This window comes from Mesorhizobium sp. LNHC221B00 (genome assembly GCF_000502935.1).
GTDB classification, from domain to species: Bacteria; Pseudomonadota; Alphaproteobacteria; order Rhizobiales; family Rhizobiaceae; genus Mesorhizobium; species Mesorhizobium opportunistum.
In genome coordinates, this window is the sequence record NZ_AYWR01000001.1 from 303,641 (window position 1) to 321,460 (window position 17,820).

The 17,820-nt window shown below is 62.5% G+C and carries 18 protein-coding genes and 1 riboswitch; of the genes, 13 read left to right on the forward strand and 5 right to left on the reverse strand.

From position 1 onward, the window contains the following. Positions 1 to 41: 41 nt before the first annotated feature. Positions 42 to 1,064, reverse strand: coding sequence for a substrate-binding domain-containing protein (locus X741_RS164805; protein ID WP_023765591.1), 1,023 nt, complete (start codon positions 1,062 to 1,064; stop codon positions 42 to 44). A gap of 361 nt (positions 1,065 to 1,425) precedes the next feature. On the opposite strand from X741_RS164805, the gene X741_RS164800 reads away from it, so the two are divergent. From X741_RS164800 to ugpC, 5 genes are all read left to right on the forward strand, one after another. Then, positions 1,426 to 2,781, forward strand: coding sequence for an ABC transporter substrate-binding protein (locus X741_RS164800; RefSeq protein ID WP_023775941.1), 1,356 nt, complete (start codon positions 1,426 to 1,428; stop codon positions 2,779 to 2,781). A 234-nt stretch (positions 2,782 to 3,015) separates the two neighbouring features. After that, on the forward strand, positions 3,016 to 4,029 hold the full coding sequence (locus X741_RS164795; protein WP_013891616.1) for a sugar ABC transporter permease: 1,014 nt from the start codon (positions 3,016 to 3,018) through the stop codon (positions 4,027 to 4,029). Position 4,030: 1 nt separating this feature from the next. Next, positions 4,031 to 5,185, forward strand: a complete 1,155-nt coding sequence (locus tag X741_RS164790) for a carbohydrate ABC transporter permease (RefSeq protein ID WP_023765593.1) — start codon at positions 4,031 to 4,033, stop codon at positions 5,183 to 5,185. A gap of 4 nt (positions 5,186 to 5,189) precedes the next feature. After that, positions 5,190 to 6,854, forward strand: a complete 1,665-nt coding sequence (locus X741_RS164785; RefSeq protein ID WP_031249654.1) for an alpha-glucosidase — start codon at positions 5,190 to 5,192, stop codon at positions 6,852 to 6,854. Positions 6,855 to 6,880: 26 nt separating this feature from the next. After that, complete coding sequence (gene ugpC / locus X741_RS164780) at positions 6,881 to 7,993, forward strand: sn-glycerol-3-phosphate ABC transporter ATP-binding protein UgpC (protein ID WP_023775943.1); 1,113 nt, start codon at positions 6,881 to 6,883, stop codon at positions 7,991 to 7,993. Positions 7,994 to 8,067: 74 nt separating this feature from the next. Here the strand turns inward: ugpC and X741_RS164775 are convergent, their stop codons facing one another. From X741_RS164775 to X741_RS164760, 4 genes are all read right to left on the reverse strand, one after another. Beyond that, complete coding sequence (locus X741_RS164775; RefSeq protein ID WP_023775944.1) at positions 8,068 to 8,313, reverse strand: DUF680 domain-containing protein; 246 nt, start codon at positions 8,311 to 8,313, stop codon at positions 8,068 to 8,070. A gap of 129 nt (positions 8,314 to 8,442) precedes the next feature. Beyond that, the gene (locus X741_RS164770; RefSeq protein ID WP_023775945.1) at positions 8,443 to 8,649 is read right to left on the reverse strand and encodes a DUF680 domain-containing protein; all 207 of its coding nucleotides are present in this window, start codon (positions 8,647 to 8,649) and stop codon (positions 8,443 to 8,445) included. 65 nt (positions 8,650 to 8,714) lie between these two features. Continuing rightward, the gene (locus X741_RS164765) at positions 8,715 to 8,912 is read right to left on the reverse strand and encodes a DUF680 domain-containing protein (protein ID WP_023765596.1); all 198 of its coding nucleotides are present in this window, start codon (positions 8,910 to 8,912) and stop codon (positions 8,715 to 8,717) included. A gap of 78 nt (positions 8,913 to 8,990) precedes the next feature. Then, positions 8,991 to 9,206: a DUF680 domain-containing protein gene (locus tag X741_RS164760; RefSeq protein WP_023765597.1), complete on the reverse strand. Its 216-nt coding sequence runs from the start codon at positions 9,204 to 9,206 to the stop codon at positions 8,991 to 8,993. Between the two features lie 491 nt (positions 9,207 to 9,697). Then, positions 9,698 to 9,900, forward strand: a riboswitch (cobalamin riboswitch). A gap of 113 nt (positions 9,901 to 10,013) precedes the next feature. Between X741_RS164760 and X741_RS164755 the strand changes: the two genes are divergently transcribed. The 8 genes from X741_RS164755 to X741_RS164720 all read left to right on the forward strand — a co-directional run bounded on the left by X741_RS164755 (position 10,014) and on the right by X741_RS164720 (position 17,787). Continuing rightward, positions 10,014 to 11,261 (forward strand): aromatic ring-hydroxylating dioxygenase subunit alpha, encoded by a 1,248-nt coding sequence (locus X741_RS164755; RefSeq protein WP_023775946.1) that lies wholly within the window; start codon positions 10,014 to 10,016, stop codon positions 11,259 to 11,261. 57 nt (positions 11,262 to 11,318) lie between these two features. Next, positions 11,319 to 12,419 carry a hybrid-cluster NAD(P)-dependent oxidoreductase gene (locus X741_RS164750; protein WP_023775947.1) on the forward strand — a complete coding sequence of 367 codons (1,101 nt, stop codon included), beginning with the start codon at positions 11,319 to 11,321 and terminating at the stop codon, positions 12,417 to 12,419. A gap of 147 nt (positions 12,420 to 12,566) precedes the next feature. Beyond that, positions 12,567 to 12,998, forward strand: coding sequence for a PqqD family protein (locus X741_RS164745; protein WP_023775948.1), 432 nt, complete (start codon positions 12,567 to 12,569; stop codon positions 12,996 to 12,998). 52 nt (positions 12,999 to 13,050) lie between these two features. Then, a complete protein-coding gene (locus X741_RS164740) occupies positions 13,051 to 14,100 on the forward strand; it encodes a hypothetical protein (protein ID WP_023775949.1) in 1,050 nt (349 codons plus the stop codon). Next, complete coding sequence (locus X741_RS164735; RefSeq protein ID WP_023775950.1) at positions 14,097 to 14,849, forward strand: glycosyltransferase; 753 nt, start codon at positions 14,097 to 14,099, stop codon at positions 14,847 to 14,849. The genes X741_RS164740 and X741_RS164735 overlap by 4 nt, the downstream gene beginning before the upstream one ends. A gap of 36 nt (positions 14,850 to 14,885) precedes the next feature. After that, positions 14,886 to 15,638: a glycosyltransferase family A protein gene (locus X741_RS164730; protein WP_023775951.1), complete on the forward strand. Its 753-nt coding sequence runs from the start codon at positions 14,886 to 14,888 to the stop codon at positions 15,636 to 15,638. Beyond that, positions 15,623 to 16,315 (forward strand): glycosyltransferase family A protein, encoded by a 693-nt coding sequence (locus X741_RS164725; RefSeq protein ID WP_245272626.1) that lies wholly within the window; start codon positions 15,623 to 15,625, stop codon positions 16,313 to 16,315. Before X741_RS164730 ends, X741_RS164725 begins: the two co-directional genes overlap by 16 nt. Continuing rightward, the gene (locus X741_RS164720; RefSeq protein WP_023775953.1) at positions 16,315 to 17,787 is read left to right on the forward strand and encodes a nucleotidyltransferase family protein; all 1,473 of its coding nucleotides are present in this window, start codon (positions 16,315 to 16,317) and stop codon (positions 17,785 to 17,787) included. The genes X741_RS164725 and X741_RS164720 overlap by 1 nt, the downstream gene beginning before the upstream one ends. Positions 17,788 to 17,820 lie beyond the last annotated feature (33 nt).

Sequence of the window (17,820 nt, forward strand, 5' to 3'; positions counted from 1 at the left end):
AGATTACTCGCTTCGCCGCTTTCGCCAATCGTCGGCACGACCTACGCGGGCGCCCCGGCGACCGATCCCCTGATCACCAGGTCCACCGGCCAGATCTCGCCTCGCGCCCCCTCTTCCAGTCCCGATATCCGCGCCGCCAGACGCTCGGCGACGCGGGCGCCGGCGAGACGGATGGACGAGCGCGTCGTCGACAGCGGCACCGAAAAATTCTCCGGCCGCAGCCAGGGAAAGACATCGTCATGGGCGATCAGGGAGACGTCGCCCGGAATGCTCAGACCGAGGTCGCGCACCGCGCGCACGACGCCCAGCGCCATGATCAGGCTGGAGCAGACGATTGCCGTCGGCGCGTCGCTTGCTTCCAGCAGGCGCCTGGTGGCGCGATAGCCGTTCTCCTCTGTCATGACCAGAGAGCAGACATGGCGTTCGCTCAAGGCCAGCCCGCTCGCCGCGAGCGCACGACGCACGCCGCGCTCGCGATGGATGGCGAAGGTCTCGCCGTCGTCGCCATTGATCAGCGCCAGCCGCCGATGGCCGAGCTGGACCAGCAGCCGCGCCGCCTCGTGGAAGGCGCCCTCATTGTCGATGTCGAGATAGGGATAGTCGAAATCGAAGCCTTCGCTGCGGCCATGGACGATGAAGGGAATGCCGAGCGTGTTGACCAGCGCCACCCGATTGTCCTGCGGCTTGGGAGAGGAGATATAGACGGCATCGACCTGGCGGTTGGCGACAATGCGCCGATAGGTCGTCTCCTGGTCGTCCGCGTCGGCCGGCGACAGCACGAGGTCGAGTTCGTGCGAACGCGCATAATCGCCAAGGCCGGACAGGAATTCGACGAAATGCGGATCGATGTCGACGGCGGCACCTGTCGGCAGGACATAGCCGATCATGCCCGACTTGCCGGTTGCCAGCCGCCGCGCGCTCGGATTGGGGCGGTAGCCGTGGCGCTTGGCGGCGTCCATGACGCGCCTTCGCGTTTCCTCGTTGACCTCCGGATAGCCGTTCAGCGCCCGGCTTACCGTGGTCTGCGAAAGCGCCAGCATATGCGCGAGCTGCTTGAGGTTCACGAGAGGGCTCCATCCCCAAAGCGCTTTTAAATTGAATCGACCCAAGCACCATAAAGGTGCGGCCATGTTGCGATGACCATAAGCGTGCCCGGGGCGGGTTTGAAACAAAAATTGCTGCTGCACCGCCAAAAAAGCATGCTGCAGCGCACTTCTTTGACCCTGAATGCTTCGAATTAAATCGATTAGTGCATGACCCTCTTGACTCCGGACCGATTCAATGGCGAGATCACCAAAGCCAAAGCGCTTTGGAAGACTCTTCGAAAGGTTGCGGTTCCCTTGCGACTGAGTCACAGTCCTGCGGCGTCGGCGGGCGGAATGGAGGTTCCGTCCGGTGTGTGTGACCCACTGGGAGGGAATACCGATGAAGAAAATGCTTTTGCTGGGTGCCGCGTTCGCCACGCTCGCCCTGAACGTGCCCGCGCATGCCGAACTGAAGTTCAAGCCAGGCGAGGACGCGCGGTTTCACTGGGCCAACTTCGACGAACTCAAGAAGGTTGACCTCAAGGGCGAGACGCTGACGATCTTTGGCCCGTGGCGCGGTGAGGACGAGACGCTTGCCCGTTCGGTACTCGATTATTTCGCGGAAGCCACTGGCGCCGAGATCAAATATTCCTCGTCCGAAAACTACGAGCAGCAGATCGTCATCGACACGCAGGCGGGCAGCCCGCCGAACATCGCGATCCTGCCGCAGCCGGGCCTGATCCAGGACCTTGCCTCCAAGGGCGTGCTGACCCCGTTGGGCGACGACGTCGCCGCATGGGTCAAGGAGAACTACGCGGCTGGCGATTCCTGGGCCAAGCTCGGCACTTTCGCAGGAAAGGACGGCAAGCCAGGCTTCTATGCGCTTCCCTACAAGATCGACGTGAAGGGTCTGGTCTGGTACTCGCCCGATAATTTCGAGGAAGCCGGCTACAAGGTGCCGAAGACGCAGGAGGAACTGGCCGAGCTCGAAAAGAAGATCATTGCCGATGGCGGCAAGCCCTGGTGCATCGGGCTTGGCTCCGGCGGTGCCACCGGATGGCCGGCGACCGACTGGGTCGAGGACATCATGTTGAGGACGCAGCCGCCGGAAGTCTACGACAAGTGGGTGAAGAACGAGATTCCGTTCACCGATCCGGCGGTGGTCAACGCCATCGACATTTTCGGCAAGATCGCCACCGACGACAAGATGGTCGACGGCGGCGCCAAGGCGGTCGCCGCGACGGACTTCCGCGATAGCCCGAAGGGCCTCTTCAGCGTGCCGCCGAAATGCTACATGCACCACCAGGCATCGTTCATCCCCTCCTTCTTCCCGGAGGGCGTAAAGCTCGGCCAGGATGCGGACTTCTTCAACTATCCGCCTTACGCTTCCAAGCCGGAACTGGGCACGCCGCTGGAAGTGGCCGGAACATTGGTGATGATCACCAAGGATTCCAAGGCATCCCACGAGTTCATCAAGTTCCTGGAGATGCCGCTCGCGCATGAATTGTGGATGGCGCAAAAGAGCTTCGTGACCCCGTTCAAGGGAGCCAACAAGGACGCCTATGGCAGCGAAGCGCTGAAGAAGCAGGGCGAGATCCTGGTCGGCGCGACGACAGTGCGCTTCGACGGATCCGACCTGATGCCCGGCAAGATCGGCGCCGGCTCATTCTGGACCGGCATGATCGACCTGGTCGGCGGCAAGTCCGCCCAGGATGTCGCCACCGACATCCAGAAGAGCTGGGACGGGATCAAGTAGGCAACCGGCGGTGACCGCAGCCTAAAACGCGTCGTGTCGAGACGGATTCACGCGACGCGCTTTAGGTCTTCGTTTCATGCATGTCGTCCTCCCGATGCTGGACCCGGGCTTCGGCCCGGTCCGACCGGCGGCTTCCGCCGGTAACCTTCGCGTTTCAATTGTTCCGAATGACTGAAAGTCGGTGCATCCGATCGCCAGCATTGCCTGGTCGATCATGCGCAGGGAGAGGGACCCATGGCGGCTCAGATTTTCTCGGCTATTTTCGTCATCATCATCGGCGTCGGAGGCTGCGTCGCCTATTTTTGGGGCGCCAACAGACTGGTCGACCTGATATTCCCGTCGCGCGGCGTCTCTGGCGCGGCGGCCATCGACAATCTGCGCCGACAGGGACTGGTGCGGCCGTGGCTGTTCGTCGGTCCGGCGATGATCATCCTGACCATCTATCTGATCTATCCCGTCATCGAGACGCTACGGCTGTCGTTCCTCGATCGCGGCGGCGTCAATTTTGTCGGCCTGGCCAACTATCAGTGGGCGTTCGGCGACCGCGACTTCCGCAACTCGATCCTCAACAACGTGTTGTGGCTGGCCGTGGTGCCCGCCGCCTGCACTTTCCTCGGCCTGATCATTGCCGTGCTCACCGACAAGATCTGGTGGGGCACGATCGCCAAGAGCCTGATCTTCCTGCCGCTGGCGATCTCCTTCGTCGGCGCCAGCGTGATCTGGAAATTCATCTACGAGTATCGCGGCGAGGGCCAGGTACAGATCGGCATCCTCAATGCCATCATCCAGCATTTCGGCGGCCAACCGCAGGTCTGGATATCGCTGCCGTTCTGGAACAATTTCTTCCTGATGGTGATCCTGATCTGGATCCAGACCGGCTTTGCCATGGTCATCCTGTCGTCGGCGCTGCGCGGCATTCCCGAGGAAACGCTGGAAGCCGCCGTCATCGACGGCGCCAACCCGTTCCAGATCTTCTGGAAGATCATGGTGCCGCAGATCTGGGGCACCATCGCCGTCGTCTGGACCACGATCACCATTCTCGTGCTCAAGGTGTTCGACATCGTGCTGACCATGACCAACGGCCAATGGAACAGCCAGGTGCTGGCCAATCTAATGTTCGACTGGATGTTCCGCGGCGGCGGCGATTTCGGCCGCGGCGCAACGATAGCCATCATCATCATGATCGCGGTCATCCCGATCATGGTCTGGAATATCCGCCAGGCCAACAAAGAGACGGGAGGACACTGAGATGGCCGTCGCGACCGGAAATTCCTTCGCCAGCCGCTTCGGCGTTCACATCGCGGTGCTGGTCTTCGTGACGATCTGGACCATTCCAACGCTCGGCATCCTGGTCTCCTCGCTGCGTGACAAGGACCAGATCATCGCCTCGGGCTGGTGGAATTCGTTCGCCAGTTCCACCCAGACCGAGGCCGGCCGCCTGCCGCCCGCCTCGGCGCAAGTCCAGAAGGACGGCAAGTTCGTTCTGGAAGGCAATATCTTCGGCGACGGCGCCAAGCGCGACATCAGCGCCTTCGGCGTCAAGTCGGCGGCACCGACGCAATATGCGGCCGGCACATCGGCCGATCTCGGCGACGGCGTGACCCTGCAGGTCAATGCCGACGGCAGCTTCGTCATGACCTCGCCCAAGGCTTTCGAGGGCGACCGCGGCCAGCGCCTCTATTACGCCTCGTCGGCGCCGCCGAAATTCACCACCGACAACTACCGGTCCGTGCTGTTTTCGGAAGGCATCGGCCGCTCGTTCATGAACTCGCTCACCGTCACCATCCCGGCGACGGTGATCCCGATCCTGATCGCGGCTTTCGCGGCCTATGCGCTGGCCTGGATGCGCTTTCCCGGCCGGGCGCTGCTGATCGCGGTGATCATCGGCCTCCTGGTGGTGCCGCTGCAGATGTCGCTGATCCCGCTGCTGAAACTCTACAACGGCGTCGGCTCGTTCTTCGGCGTACCGTCGAAAACCTATCTCGGCATCTGGCTGGCGCATACCGGCTTCGGCCTGCCCTTCGCCATCTACCTCCTACGCAGCTACATAGCCGGCCTGCCGCGCGAAATCATGGAATCGGCGCGCATCGACGGCGCCAGCGATTTCGAGATCTTCGTCAAGATCGTGTTGCCGCTGTCGTTCCCGGTGCTGGCCTCGTTTGCCATCTTCCAGTTCCTGTGGGTATGGAACGATCTTCTGGTGGCGATGGTTTTCCTCGGTACGGAAGCAGACCAGATCGTGCTGACGGCCAAGCTCAATGCGCTGCTTGGTTCACGCGGCGGCGATTGGGAGATCCTGACGACATCGGCATTCGTGACCATCATCGTGCCGCTGATCGTGTTCTTCTCGCTGCAGCGCTATTTCGTCCGCGGGCTGCTTGCCGGCTCGGTGAAAGGAGGCTGAGACCATGCAATCCGCTTTGAAAGCCAGTTCGAAACCTGACCTCGCCATCGATCGCGACTGGTGGCGCGGTGCGGTGATCTACCAGATCTATCCGCGCAGCTATCAGGATTCGAACGGCGACGGCATTGGCGACCTCAAGGGCATCATCCAGCGGCTGCCCTATATTGCCGCACTCGGTGCGGACGCCATCTGGATTTCGCCTTTCTTCACGTCGCCGATGAAGGATTTCGGCTACGACGTCTCGGACTATTGCGATGTCGACCCGATGTTCGGCACGCTGGCCGATTTCGATGCGCTGACGGCGGAAGCCCACCGGCTGGGTCTCAAGGTGATGATCGACGAGGTGCTGTCGCACACCGCAGACATCCATCCCTGGTTCAAGGAAAGCCGGTCGAGCCGCACCAATCCCAAGGCGGACTGGTATGTCTGGGCGGACGCCAAGCCCGACGGCACGCCGCCCAACAACTGGCTGTCGATCTTCGGCGGATCGGCCTGGCAATGGGACACCAGCCGCCAGCAATATTACCTGCATAATTTCCTGGCCGAGCAGCCCGATCTCAACTTCCACAGCCGCGAGGTCCAGGACGCCCTGCTCGACGTCACCCGTTTCTGGCTGGAGCGCGGCGTCGACGGCTTCAGGCTCGACACCATCAATTTCTACTTCCACAGCCAGGGCCTGGAAAACAATCCACCGCTGGCGCCCGAGGAGCGCAACGACCAGACGGCACCGGCGGTCAACCCCTACAACTACCAGGACCATATCTACGACAAGAGCCGGCCGGAGAACCTCGGTTTCCTCGAACGTTTCCGCGCCCTGCTCGACGAGTATCCGGCAACCGCCGCTGTCGGCGAAGTCGGCGATTCGCAGCGTGGGCTGGACGTGGTGGCCGCCTATACGGCCGGCGGCAAGCGCGTGCACATGTGCTATTCCTTCGACTTCCTGGCGCCGGAAAAGATCAGCGCCGCCAAGGTCCGTTCGGTGCTGGAAACCTTCGGCAAGGTCGCAACCGACGGCTGGTCGTGCTGGGCGTTCTCCAACCATGACGTGATGCGCCCGGCCTCGCGCTGGGCGGCTGGCGAAGCCGATCCGACCGCCTATCTCAAGGTCATCTCGGCATTGCTGATGTCGCTGCGCGGCTCGGTCTGCATCTACCAGGGCGAAGAGCTGGGCCTCGGCGAGGCCGAACTGCGCTTCGAGGATCTGCAGGATCCCTACGGCATCCGCTTCTGGCCGGAATTCAAGGGCCGCGACGGCTGCCGCACGCCCATGGTGTGGGATGGCATCGCCAAGAACGGCGGCTTTTCCCTAGCAAAACCCTGGTTGCCGGTGCCGGCCAAGCATTTGTCGCAGGCCGTCAATGTGCAGCAGGGCGACGAGACTTCCCTGCTCGAGCACTACCGGCGCTTTCTCACCTTCCGCCGCGCCCACCCCGCGCTGGCCAAGGGCGATATCACCTTCATCGAAAGCCAGGGCGACACCGTCGCCTTCACCCGCCGGGCCGGCAACGAGCAGATCGTCTGTGTCTTCAACATTGGCGCCAAGCCGGCCAAGGTTGACCTTGGCGGCCGATCACTGCACCCTTTGCCGGGACACGGGTTTTCCGGGCAGGCGAGCACCGGTTCGATCGAACTCGGCGGTTACGGCGCCTGGTTCGGACGCATCGACTGAATTTTAGGAATTACTGGGAGGAACCAATGGCCGATGTCAATTTGAGGCAAGTGAAGAAGTCCTACGGCAATCTCAACATTCTCCACGGCATCGACCTCGATATCAAATCGGGCGAGTTCATCGTCTTCGTGGGTCCGTCGGGCTGCGGCAAGTCGACCCTGCTGCGCTCCATAGCCGGGCTCGAGGAAATCACCTCAGGCGAGCTCAAGATCGATGGCGAGGTGGTCAACGACGTGCCGCCGTCGAAGCGGGGCATCGCCATGGTGTTCCAGTCCTACGCGCTCTATCCGCACATGACCGTCTACGACAACATGGCGTTCTCGATGAAGATCGGCAAGGAGAACAAGGCCGAGATCGACCGTCGCGTGCGCCAGGCAGCGGAGATCCTGCAGCTGACCAAATATCTCGACCGGCTGCCCAAGGCGATGTCGGGCGGCCAGCGCCAGCGCGTCGCCATCGGCCGCGCCATCGTGCGCAATCCGAAAGTGTTCCTGTTCGACGAGCCGCTGTCGAACCTCGACGCGGCGCTCCGCGTCGCCACCCGCATCGAGATCGCCAAGCTCAAGGAATCGATGCCCAACACGACCATGATCTACGTCACCCATGACCAGGTCGAGGCCATGACGCTGGCCGATCGCATCGTCGTGCTCAAGGAAGGCCATATCGAACAGGTCGGCACGCCGATGGAGCTCTACAAGAAGCCCGGCAATCTGTTCGTCGCCCAGTTCATCGGCTCGCCGGCCATGAACATCCTGCCGGCGACCATCGACAAGACCGGAAACCCGACCGTCGTCAGCCACGTCGGTGGCCGCAAGGCGACGGTGCCGATCGCGACGCCGGCTTCGGCGAAGGGCGCGGCGGTAAGCTTCGGCGTGCGGCCAGAGGATCTGATCATCGCCAGCGGCACGGACTATCTGTTCGAAGGCACGGTGGATTATGTCGAACAGCTCGGCGAGGTCCAGCTGGTCTATGTCGACATCGGCCGCGCCGACCTGCCGCTGGTGACCAAGCTGCCCGGCAATGTCGAGGTCAAGCGCGGCTCGACATTGCGGCTGAGCGCCAATGCCGAGGACCTGCATATCTTCGACGCGGATGGGCGGTCCTTCGCGCTGCACGAGGCGGAAGCAAAGGCGGCTTGAGCTAAAAGCCGGCCTAACGACAAAAAAAACGGCGGGCCATGCCCGCCGCTCATTTTTAAAACCGACTTCGACTGTTAGTGATTGCCGACGTGGTCCCGGTCGTTGCTCTGAGGGGCCGGCTTCTGCACGTTGCCCGACGAATTGAGCAGCTTGTAGACAGGCGAGCCGCTGTCGCGGATCGAACCGGTATGCGAAGCGTCCACATCGGTCGAAGTCACGGCAGGCTGGTTGGCGCCATTGGAGCCATAATTGTCGCTGCCGGCGAAAGCGCTGCCGGAAAGCGCCAGAACGGCGGCGGCAGCAAGGATGATCTTCTTCATTTCAAGTCTCCTGAANGGCGAAAGCGCTGCCGGAAAGCGCCAGAACGGCGGCGGCAGCAAGGATGATCTTCTTCATTTCAAGTCTCCTGAAGGCAGCGGCGGGCAAACCCGCCGCTGCCGGGTCGGCTATTAGTTGTTGCCGAAGAGGTTGCGGTCGGCGCCGACGACAGGCTTCTGGTCAGCCGGCTCCGACTTCTTGGTCGAAGCCGTGTACGAATTGTCGGTCGAAGTCACGGCAGGCTGGTTGGCGCCATTGGAGTCATAGTTGTCACTGCCGGCAAAAGCGCTGCCGAAAACGGCCTGGACGGCAGCGGCAGCAAGGATGATCTTCTTCATTTCAAGTCTCCTGAAGTCTCGAATTCCACGGCATGGCGGGCAAACCCGCCATTGCCGGGTCGGCTTTAGTTGTTGCCGAAGAGGTTGTGGTCGGCGCCGACGACAGGCTTCTGGTCAGCCGGTTCCGACTTCTTGGTCGAAGCCGTGTACGAATTGTCGGTCGAAGTCACGGCAGGCTGGTTGGCGCCATAGTTGTCGCTGCCGGCGAGAGCGCTGCCGGAAATGGCCAGAACGGCGGCGGCAGCAAGAATGATCTTCTTCATTTCAAGTCTCCTGAATTTTGATGGGTTTTTGAGTTCGCCAGGACGGCGGGCAAGCAGCCGTCAACCGGCGGTCGCCTGTTAGCGGTTACCGAAAAGGTTGTGGTCGGCACCCTGGACAGGCGTCTGAGCAGCCGGTTCCGACTTCTTGACCGAAGCGGTGTACGAGCTGTCGACGGCAGTGGCTGCAGGGGTCGCATTCGAGCCGTAATGGTCCGAACTATAATGGTCGCTACCAGCGAAGGCGCTGCCGGAAATGGCCAGAAGGGCGGCGGCAGTGAGAACAATCTTTTTCATTTTGGGTACTCCAGTATTTTTCCGTCCGTCTAGCGGCGTGTCTTGGGATGAAATCGCGTCGTTCGGACAGCCCCGATTTGGGAAAGCCAGATGGCCGTTTCCAATCACGAAGTTGTTCCGCGTGGACCATGAATCCACCACTTGAAATTGTACCACCGGCTTCCACATCAATTTTTTTGCTTTTTTTATCAATCAGTTAGAAGGATCAAGGGAGCTATCACCAACTGTGTCGGAGGCCCAGCGTTCACAACGTCCTGCACGCACCGTCAACAGAAACGAACCGTTCGGTTCGATTTTAGGTTTCGCTAATAGTCACTTTTCGAAACTGTTAACCTTTTTTTGGCTCCGGCCAAGGATCGAAAAACAACGTTGGGGTGCTGGCGACGAGCCGGTTTCAACGGTCGCGATCCTTGTAGGGACGATCTTGCATGCGTGTCGCGCCGCATGGATGCGATGTCGTTTTCATGCCGACGCCGCGATGCGTGCCGTGATTAGATCACGCCAAATCAGGTGCCGCTTCGTGACGACGGAGTGGAGAATTGGGAAGCCGGTCAGAATCCGGCGCTGCCCCCGCAACGGTGGTGGAGTTCAAGTCGCAACGGGAGACCACTGGGCGAAAGCCTGGGAAGGTGTCGCGATGGTCCGCAAGGACGACTCCAGAGCCCGGAAACCAGCCCGAGATTGCTAGAACTCGACTGATCGCGGTGGGCGGTCAAGGGGCGGATGATGCATTCCCGGCTGGCGCCGGCCTGCGTCCGATCCTTCCTCCATCACCACCAGTTCAGTCCTTGGATATGAGGACAGGACATGGATGCTCGCAACGACATGCTGAGGCTCTTGAACAGCCGCAGACAGGGCTTTTCGCTGGAACAGCCCTTTTACACCGATCCGGACTACTTCAAGCTCGACATGGAGCTGATCTGGTATCGCGATTGGCTGTTCATCGGCCATGATTGCGAGCTGCCCAAGCCAGGCAGCTTCATCACCGTGCAGATCGGCGACTATCCGGTCGTGCTGGTGCGCGATCAGCAGGGCAAGATAAACGCCTTCCACAATTCCTGCCGCCACCGCGGCAGCCGCGTCTGCAACACCGACAAGGGCATGGCCGCCAAACTGGTCTGCCCCTATCACCAGTGGACCTATGAGCTGGACGGCCGCCTGCTGTTCGCCCGCCAGATGGCCGAGGGTTTCGACAAGAGCCAGTTCGGGCTGAAGCCGGTCGCCTGCGAAAGCGTCGCCGGCTATATCTTCATCTGCCTGGGCAAGGAGCCGGCCGACTTCGCGCCGATGCGGGCGATGATCGAACCCTACCTCAAGCCGCACCGGCTCGGCGAGGCGAAGATCGCCTTCGAGAGCACGATCATCGAGAAGGGCAATTGGAAGCTCGTCTGGGAAAACAACCGCGAGTGCTATCATTGCGCGGGCAATCACCCGGAGCTGTGCAAGACATTCCCGGAAGCACCGACCGTCACCGGCGTGCAGGGCGCCGACAGCGATCCGGAGATGCTGGCGCACTGGGCGAAATGCGAGGCGGCCGGCCTGCCGAGCAAGTTCCGCATCGATCCGGCCGGGCAGTATCGCGCCACCCGCGCGCCGCTGCTGCGCGATGCCGTCAGCTACACGATGAGCGGCAAGCGGGCGGTGAGGAAGAACCTCTCCGACAACGTCTCGGCCGACCGCATCGGCACCTTGATGCACTATCACTACCCGACGACATGGAACCATATCCTCATCGACCATGCCGTGACCTTCCGCGTGCTGCCGATCAGCGCCACGGAAACCGCCGTGACGACCAAATGGCTGGTCCACAAGGATGCGGTCGAGGGCGTCGACTACGATCTCGCCGAACTCACCCATGTGTGGACCGAGACCAACGACCAGGACCGCCGCATCGTCGAGGAGAACGCCTTCGGCATCCTGTCGCCGGCCTATGAGCCCGGCCCTTATTCGGAGTTGCACGAGGGAGGCGTCATCCAGTTCGTCGACTGGTACGCCCGCTTCATCGGTCCGCGCCTTGCCGAAGACGGCAAGCCGGCGCTGCGCAGCGTTGCGTGAGCTCATGTCGCCCAAACACGACATGAGCAGGGCAACAAGGACCAGAGGATGAATGCGATGACCGATCTTGGCCTCTATCGCCATCTCGACCAGATGGCGCCGTGGAACGACCGGCTCCAGGTGCTGGAAGTGATCGGCGTCAGCGATGAGGCGCCCGACGTGAAGACCTTCACCTTCCGGTCCGACAACCAGACCTGGTTCCGCTACAAGCCGGGCCAGTTCGTGACGCTGGAGCTGCCGACTTCGGACGGGCCGCTGATGCGCACCTACACGCTGTCATCGTCACCGTCGCGGCCATTCTCGATCGCGGTGACGGTAAAGGCGCAGGCCGGCAGCATCGGCACGCGCTGGATGTTCGACCATCTGGTGCCCGGCTCGCACGTCAAGGCCTACGGGCCGGCAGGCGACTTCTCGCTGCACAGCCATCCGGCGGCCAAATATCTGTTCATCTCGGCCGGTTCGGGCGTGACACCGATGATGTCGATGCTGCGCTGGCTGAACGACTGCGCGCCGTGGACCGATGTCGGCTTCGTCAATTGCGCGCGGCGCGCGGAAGAGATCATCTTCCGCAAGGAGCTCGAACTGCTCGGCGGCCATATGCCCGGCCTGTCGCTCGGCTTCATGATCGAGGAGCGGTCGAGCCGCGAGGGCTGGTACGGCCATATGGGCCGCATCGACGCGATCCGGCTGCCATTGCTGGCGCCGGATTTCCGCGAGCGCGAAATCTTCTGCTGCGGCCCCGATCCCTTCATGCGCGCCGTGCGCGGCATGCTTGAAGCCTCCGGCTTCGACATGACGCAATACCATCAGGAGAGCTTTGCAGCCCCTGCCGTGGAGGAGGTCCCGGCGCCGTTCGCGGCGCCCGCGGAAGGCGGCACGGTTGTTCCGGTCGAAGCGGCAACGCCAATCCGCTTCTCGCTTTCGGAGGTCGACGCCGAATGCGTCGCCGGCCAGACGGTGCTGCAGACGGCGCGCGCTTCGGGCGTGCGGATTCCCGCCGCCTGCGAATTCGGCCTGTGCGGAACCTGCAAGGTGAAGAAGGTCTCCGGCGATGTCGAGATGAGCCACAATGGCGGCATCCTCGATCATGAGATCGACGACGGCTTCATCCTGGCCTGTTGCTCCAAGCCGCTGTCGGCACTGGAAATCGAGGCGTAACCAGCAGGCAGGGCCTGCGGTCGCGCTCGCCGGGCCTGCGGGCCATCTTGCCAAAAACCCTGCAAATGGTTAGACGCCTCTACAACGGTAGGGTTGACCGTGAGGGCCGGCGATCATCCGCGCGGCCTGCTTCGGCGGGGAGCAAACATGCGACAATCCGGCATCTATGCCATAGCGAGCAAGGACATCGTCTTTGAATCCTTCGACGGCGAAGCCGTCGTTCTCGACCTGACGACGGGCAAATATTTCGGCTTCTCGGATTCAGGCAGCAGGCTTTGGGATGCGCTGTCATCCGGCGTGCCTGCCTCCGAACTGGTCGGCGCCGCAACGGCAACCGGTGCGCTGGGTGTCGCCGAGATTGACGGCTTTGTTTCACAATTGCTCGAATTCGGCTTGCTGGCGGCCGTGGCCGATGCCGCTGCAAAACCGGTTCCCAGCGAATTGCTGGCTCAGCTTGCGGGTGCCAGCGAGCCCCTCAAGGTCGATATCCATGACGACCTTGCCGATCTCATCGTCGTTGACCCCATCCACGAGGTCGAGGAACCCTTCGGTTGGCCCGCGGTGAAGCAGGCCAACTGAGGCGCGCGCATCAGGCACTCTCGTCGCTGGACGGCGTCGGAACAGGCAAACCATGCCGAAAGTCACTCTCGAGAACCTGGCGGACTACGCACGTCATGTGCTGGCGCAGGCCGAAAGCAGCGCCGCGCATTATCCGCTGACGCGCACGGTGGGCCTGCCGCATCTGGAGCTGACCGCGCATCTGAGTGCCGGCGCGTTGGCGAATGCCGTCGTTCACGGCTTTGTCGCTGCTTCGAGCAACGCGGCAGCTGCCGATACCTGCCGTATCTTCGTCGCCCATGCCGGCGTGGACGGCATCGCGGCGCCGGCCAGTTGGGGTCAGGGACCCTTCACGCAACATGCCTTCGCCAGCCGGCTGGCGGAAGCCGGACTGCGCGGCAACCATTTCCACGACCTGGATTTCTGGCAGTTCTACGACCCCGATCGCCGTCTGGGCGTGCAACTGATGACCGCCGATGACAGGTTCCCGCCTTGGGAGCCGGGGGCGCCGCTCCGCCCTTTCCTGCATTGGGAATATGCGGCGCGCGGCATGCGGCTGGCCCATGCGGGCACGCTGGGTGTCGGCGGCAAGGGCATTCTCCTCGCCGGATCGGGCGGCGCCGGCAAATCGGGAACGGTCGTCGCCGGCCTGCTCAACGGGCTCGACAGCGTCGGTGACGACTATGTGCTGATCGACCTTGCCGGCGGGCCGACCGCGCACCCGTTGTTTGCCACGCTCAAACAGGATCCCGCGGGTTTCGAGCGGCTGGGCTTGGAACATCGGCTGAAATCCTATGGTCCGCTCAACTGGCAAGGCAAGCACCAGTTCCGCATCGATGACATCGCGGCACGGGCAATACCCGCGCGGCTGGACATCGTCGCGTTGATGGTGCCTCATATCAGTGGGGGCGAGGCAAGTTCGATCATGCCCGTGTCGCGCAAGGAGGCAATGATTGCAATGGCGCCGTCCGGCATCTCGCAAATGCCTGGCGAGCGCGAGAGCGGCTTTCGCTTTTTCAGCGACCTCACCCGGCAGCTGCCATGCTACCAACTCTCGCTGGGGACGCACCCACAGGAGATCGCCGGCACGATTTCGGATTTCATCATGCGGAGCAACGCGTGAGATTGAGCGTCATCATGCCCGTCTACAACCGCGAGCACTATGTCGTTGCGGCCTTGCGATCGCTGCTCAGGCAGCGGGACGATGCCGAGCTCGATGTCATCGTCGTCGATGACGGGTCGACGGATGGCACCGTGGACATCGTCCGCGCCGTCATGCGGGAAGCATCGTGCATCCGGCTTTTCCACCAGGCCCACCAGGGTGTGGCAAGTGCGCGCAACACCGGTCTTGGCCAATTGCAGCCACAGACGCAATTCGTATCGTTCCTGGACTCCGATGACATCTCGCCATCCGGACGCTTCAAGGCCGACCTCGTCCATTTCAAAGCCGATCCGAGCCTCGACCTGACCTATTCCCTGATGATGATGGTTGAAGATCTCGACGACGAGATGCTGGAGCCGACTCCTGGCAGCCGCCGCAAGATCGCCCGAGGGCTTTCCTTGGCGGCAGGAACATTCAGCAGAAGCCTTATCGACCGGATCGGCAGCTTTGACGAGGCATTCCGTCAGGCCGAAGATACAGATTACCTGCTGCGCGTCTTTGAAAGCGGCCCCAGATTCGTGATGCCAGACACCATTGCGCTCTACTACAGACGTCACCCCGGCAACATGACCAGGGAGCCCGGCGTACCGCTTCGCGAGTACATGCGTGCGATCCACAAATCGATGAAGCGGCGCAAGGCGGATCCCTCGCTGCATACGGTCGACGGCATTTTCGACCTGAAAGACTCCGCCGACTGGCGGTTCATGTGATATGTCGGGCGGCGAATTCATGATCCGGGGCGACATATGAAGCTGAGCGTGATCATGCCGGTCCACAATCGCGAACAATTCGTTGGCCTCGCGCTGCGCTCGCTGCTCAGGCAACGCGAAAACGTCGATCTCGACATCATCGTCATCGACGATGGTTCGACCGACGGCTCGGCGGCCGTCGTGCGGTCATTGGTCGACCAGGCCCCATGCATTCGTCTTTTCCAGCAGGCCAATGGCGGGGTCACCAAGGCACGCAATGCAGGGCTGAAACAATTGCTGCCGCAGACGCGGCTGGTATCGTTTCTCGATTCCGACGACATCTCGCCGATAGGGCGCTTCGCGGCGGATATCGCCTGCTTCGAAGAGGATCCTGGCCTCGACCTGACCTATTCGCGCATGACGCTGGTCGACAAGATCGATGGCGAGACGCTGGAGCCGACCGCCGACAGCCACGCCATCACCGTGCGGGGAATCCACCTGTCAGCCGGGATTTTTGCACGGGAACTCATCGAGCGCACCGGCGGCTTCGACGAGGACTTCAGGCAGGCGGAGGACACCGACTATCTGTTGCGCATCTTCGAGAGCCAGGCAAAATACATTATGCCCGATACGGTGGCTCTCTATTACAGGCGTCATCCCGGCAACATGACCAAGGAAGCCGACGTGCCCTTTCGCGAGTTCATGCGCGCCATCCACAAGTCGATGAAGCGCCGCAAGGCAGACCCCGGCTTGCGGCGGGTCGAGGGCATATTCGACTTCAAGGATCTCGCGCAGTGGCGGTTCCTGTAATGGCGGGCTATGGCGTCGTCATTCCGGCTTTCAACGCGGCCGCAACCATCGGCGCGGCGCTGAACTCGGTTCTGGCCCAGACGGTCAAGGCGGAAGCCATCGTCGTGGTCGATGACGGATCGACCGACGATACGGTTGCCGTGATCGAGGCGATGAACCTGCCGGTGACGGTGCTGCGGCAAGAGAATGCAGGCCCCGGAAGCGCCACCACCAGGGGTTTTGACGCACTCTCGACCCCGTTCGTCGCGACGCTCGACGCCGACGACCTGTGGCTGCCGGACAAGATCGAAAAGCAGCTGGCCTGCCTCGACCGTGATCCCGGAACAGCGGGCGTCTTCGCGCACTGGCGGACGTTTCGCGGCGACAGGCCCGATTTGCCCGAGACGGCCAGCGTGGCAGGCTGGTCGCGCACGACGATGATGATCCGCCAGGAGGTGGTGACGGCCGTCGGCCCCATTGTCGACCCACAAGGCGGCCGCGGCGAAATGATCGACTGGATCGCCCGGGTTCGCGAGGCAGGCTTTGTCCTTGCCATGCTCGACGACGTGCTGGCCTTGCGCCGCATCAGGCCCGGCAGCCTCTCTTATGGACGCGACCCGGCGCGCGATCGCGGCTATCTCGAAGTCGCAAGGCTGGCCATGAAAAGGCGCGCGCAAGGCAGAGCGGGTGGTGGCTGATGGCCAAGGCTGTCCGTCGCATCACCCGCCGGTTTCCCGACTATGGCTGGTCCTGGCCGACCGGGGGTCTCGACCAGTTGCTCAAGGCGGCACTCCTCGATGACGAGGAGGCGGCCAGCCAATGCGCGATGCACTGGTTGGCCGTGAACGACATCGATCTCGTCTCCTTCCGCGAACACCGGCTGCTGGCCGCCATTTCGGACCGATTCGGCAGGAAATTGGCTGGCCATACCGCCTTCCCACGGCTTGTCGGCCTGCAGAAGATGCTGTGGACCAAGTCGCGGATGGCGATGCGCGAAGCCGAACCGGCACTGAAGGCGATGGCGGATGCCGGATGCATGGTGATGCTCATCAAGGGCGCCAGCCGAATTGCCCTCGACGCGGCGGCGCAGCGCGGCCGGGTGGCGCACGACATCGACATACTGGTGCGGCCGCAGGACATGCAAACAGCCTTCGACGTGCTGCGCGACCGCGAATGGCAGATCGCCACCGGCGTCAGCCCGCAATATCTGAGGACAAGACTGGCCTCGCTGCGCTCGATGAACTTCTTCAAGGGCAATTTTGGCGACATCGACCTGCACCAGCTTGCCTATGACGGTTCGCAGCAAAGCGATGAAGACGACATCGCCATCTGGCGGCGGGCGGACCCCGCCATTTTCAGCGGCGTCGGCGTGCTGGTGCCGTCGCCCGCCGACCGCATCGCGCTTGCCATCGCGCATGGCGGGCTCGACGCCCACACGCACAGCGACTGGCTGGTCGATTGTGCGGTGGCCATTCGCGGCGGCGATGTCGACTGGGACGTGTTCCTCGATGTCTTGGCCAGGCGCGGCCTTGCCGTTGCCGCGGCGGTGGCGCTCTCCTACCTCGCGCTTGAAATTGGCGTGACCGCGCCGGACAAGGTGCTGGCCCGTGTGCTGGAGATGGCCGACAGCGCCGGCCCCTCGCGCTGGTCCGGCGTGCTGCAGGCCAAGCCACGAACCGATTTCGGCAGGCTGGTCTGGCTGTCACGCGGCCTTGCCAAGCAATTGCGGCTTCGCCGCAAGAGCGGCCGCCTGCGGCAGGAACCGCCCGCCAAAGCCTGGCGGAGCAAGCCGGGCCGCCCCGAACCGCTGAATGCATCGTCGCCACCGGCGTTCTCCCAGGCCATACCCTGTCCGCGAACGGCGGGGGACATGATGCTGGACATCACCGTCAGGATCAGTGTGCCACCGGTCCGGCGCCGCATCGAAATGGAGATCAATGCCGATGACGACCATGTCGCACGCCTGCGCGCCATGGCCATCAGCCGATCCGGTGGAGAAAGGGTTCTGCATTTTCGCGGCAAGGTGACGCTTGACGGCGAACGGCAGGCCATGACGCTGGAGGCGCGACCCTCCCGGCAATTTCGCCGGTGGGACGATGCGGAGACTGTCGCCACCTATGGCGCGCTGCCGTTCCAACTGATCTCGGCGACATTTTCGCCGCTGCGCTGACAGAACGCCGTGCCGTCACATGGCTCCATGGTA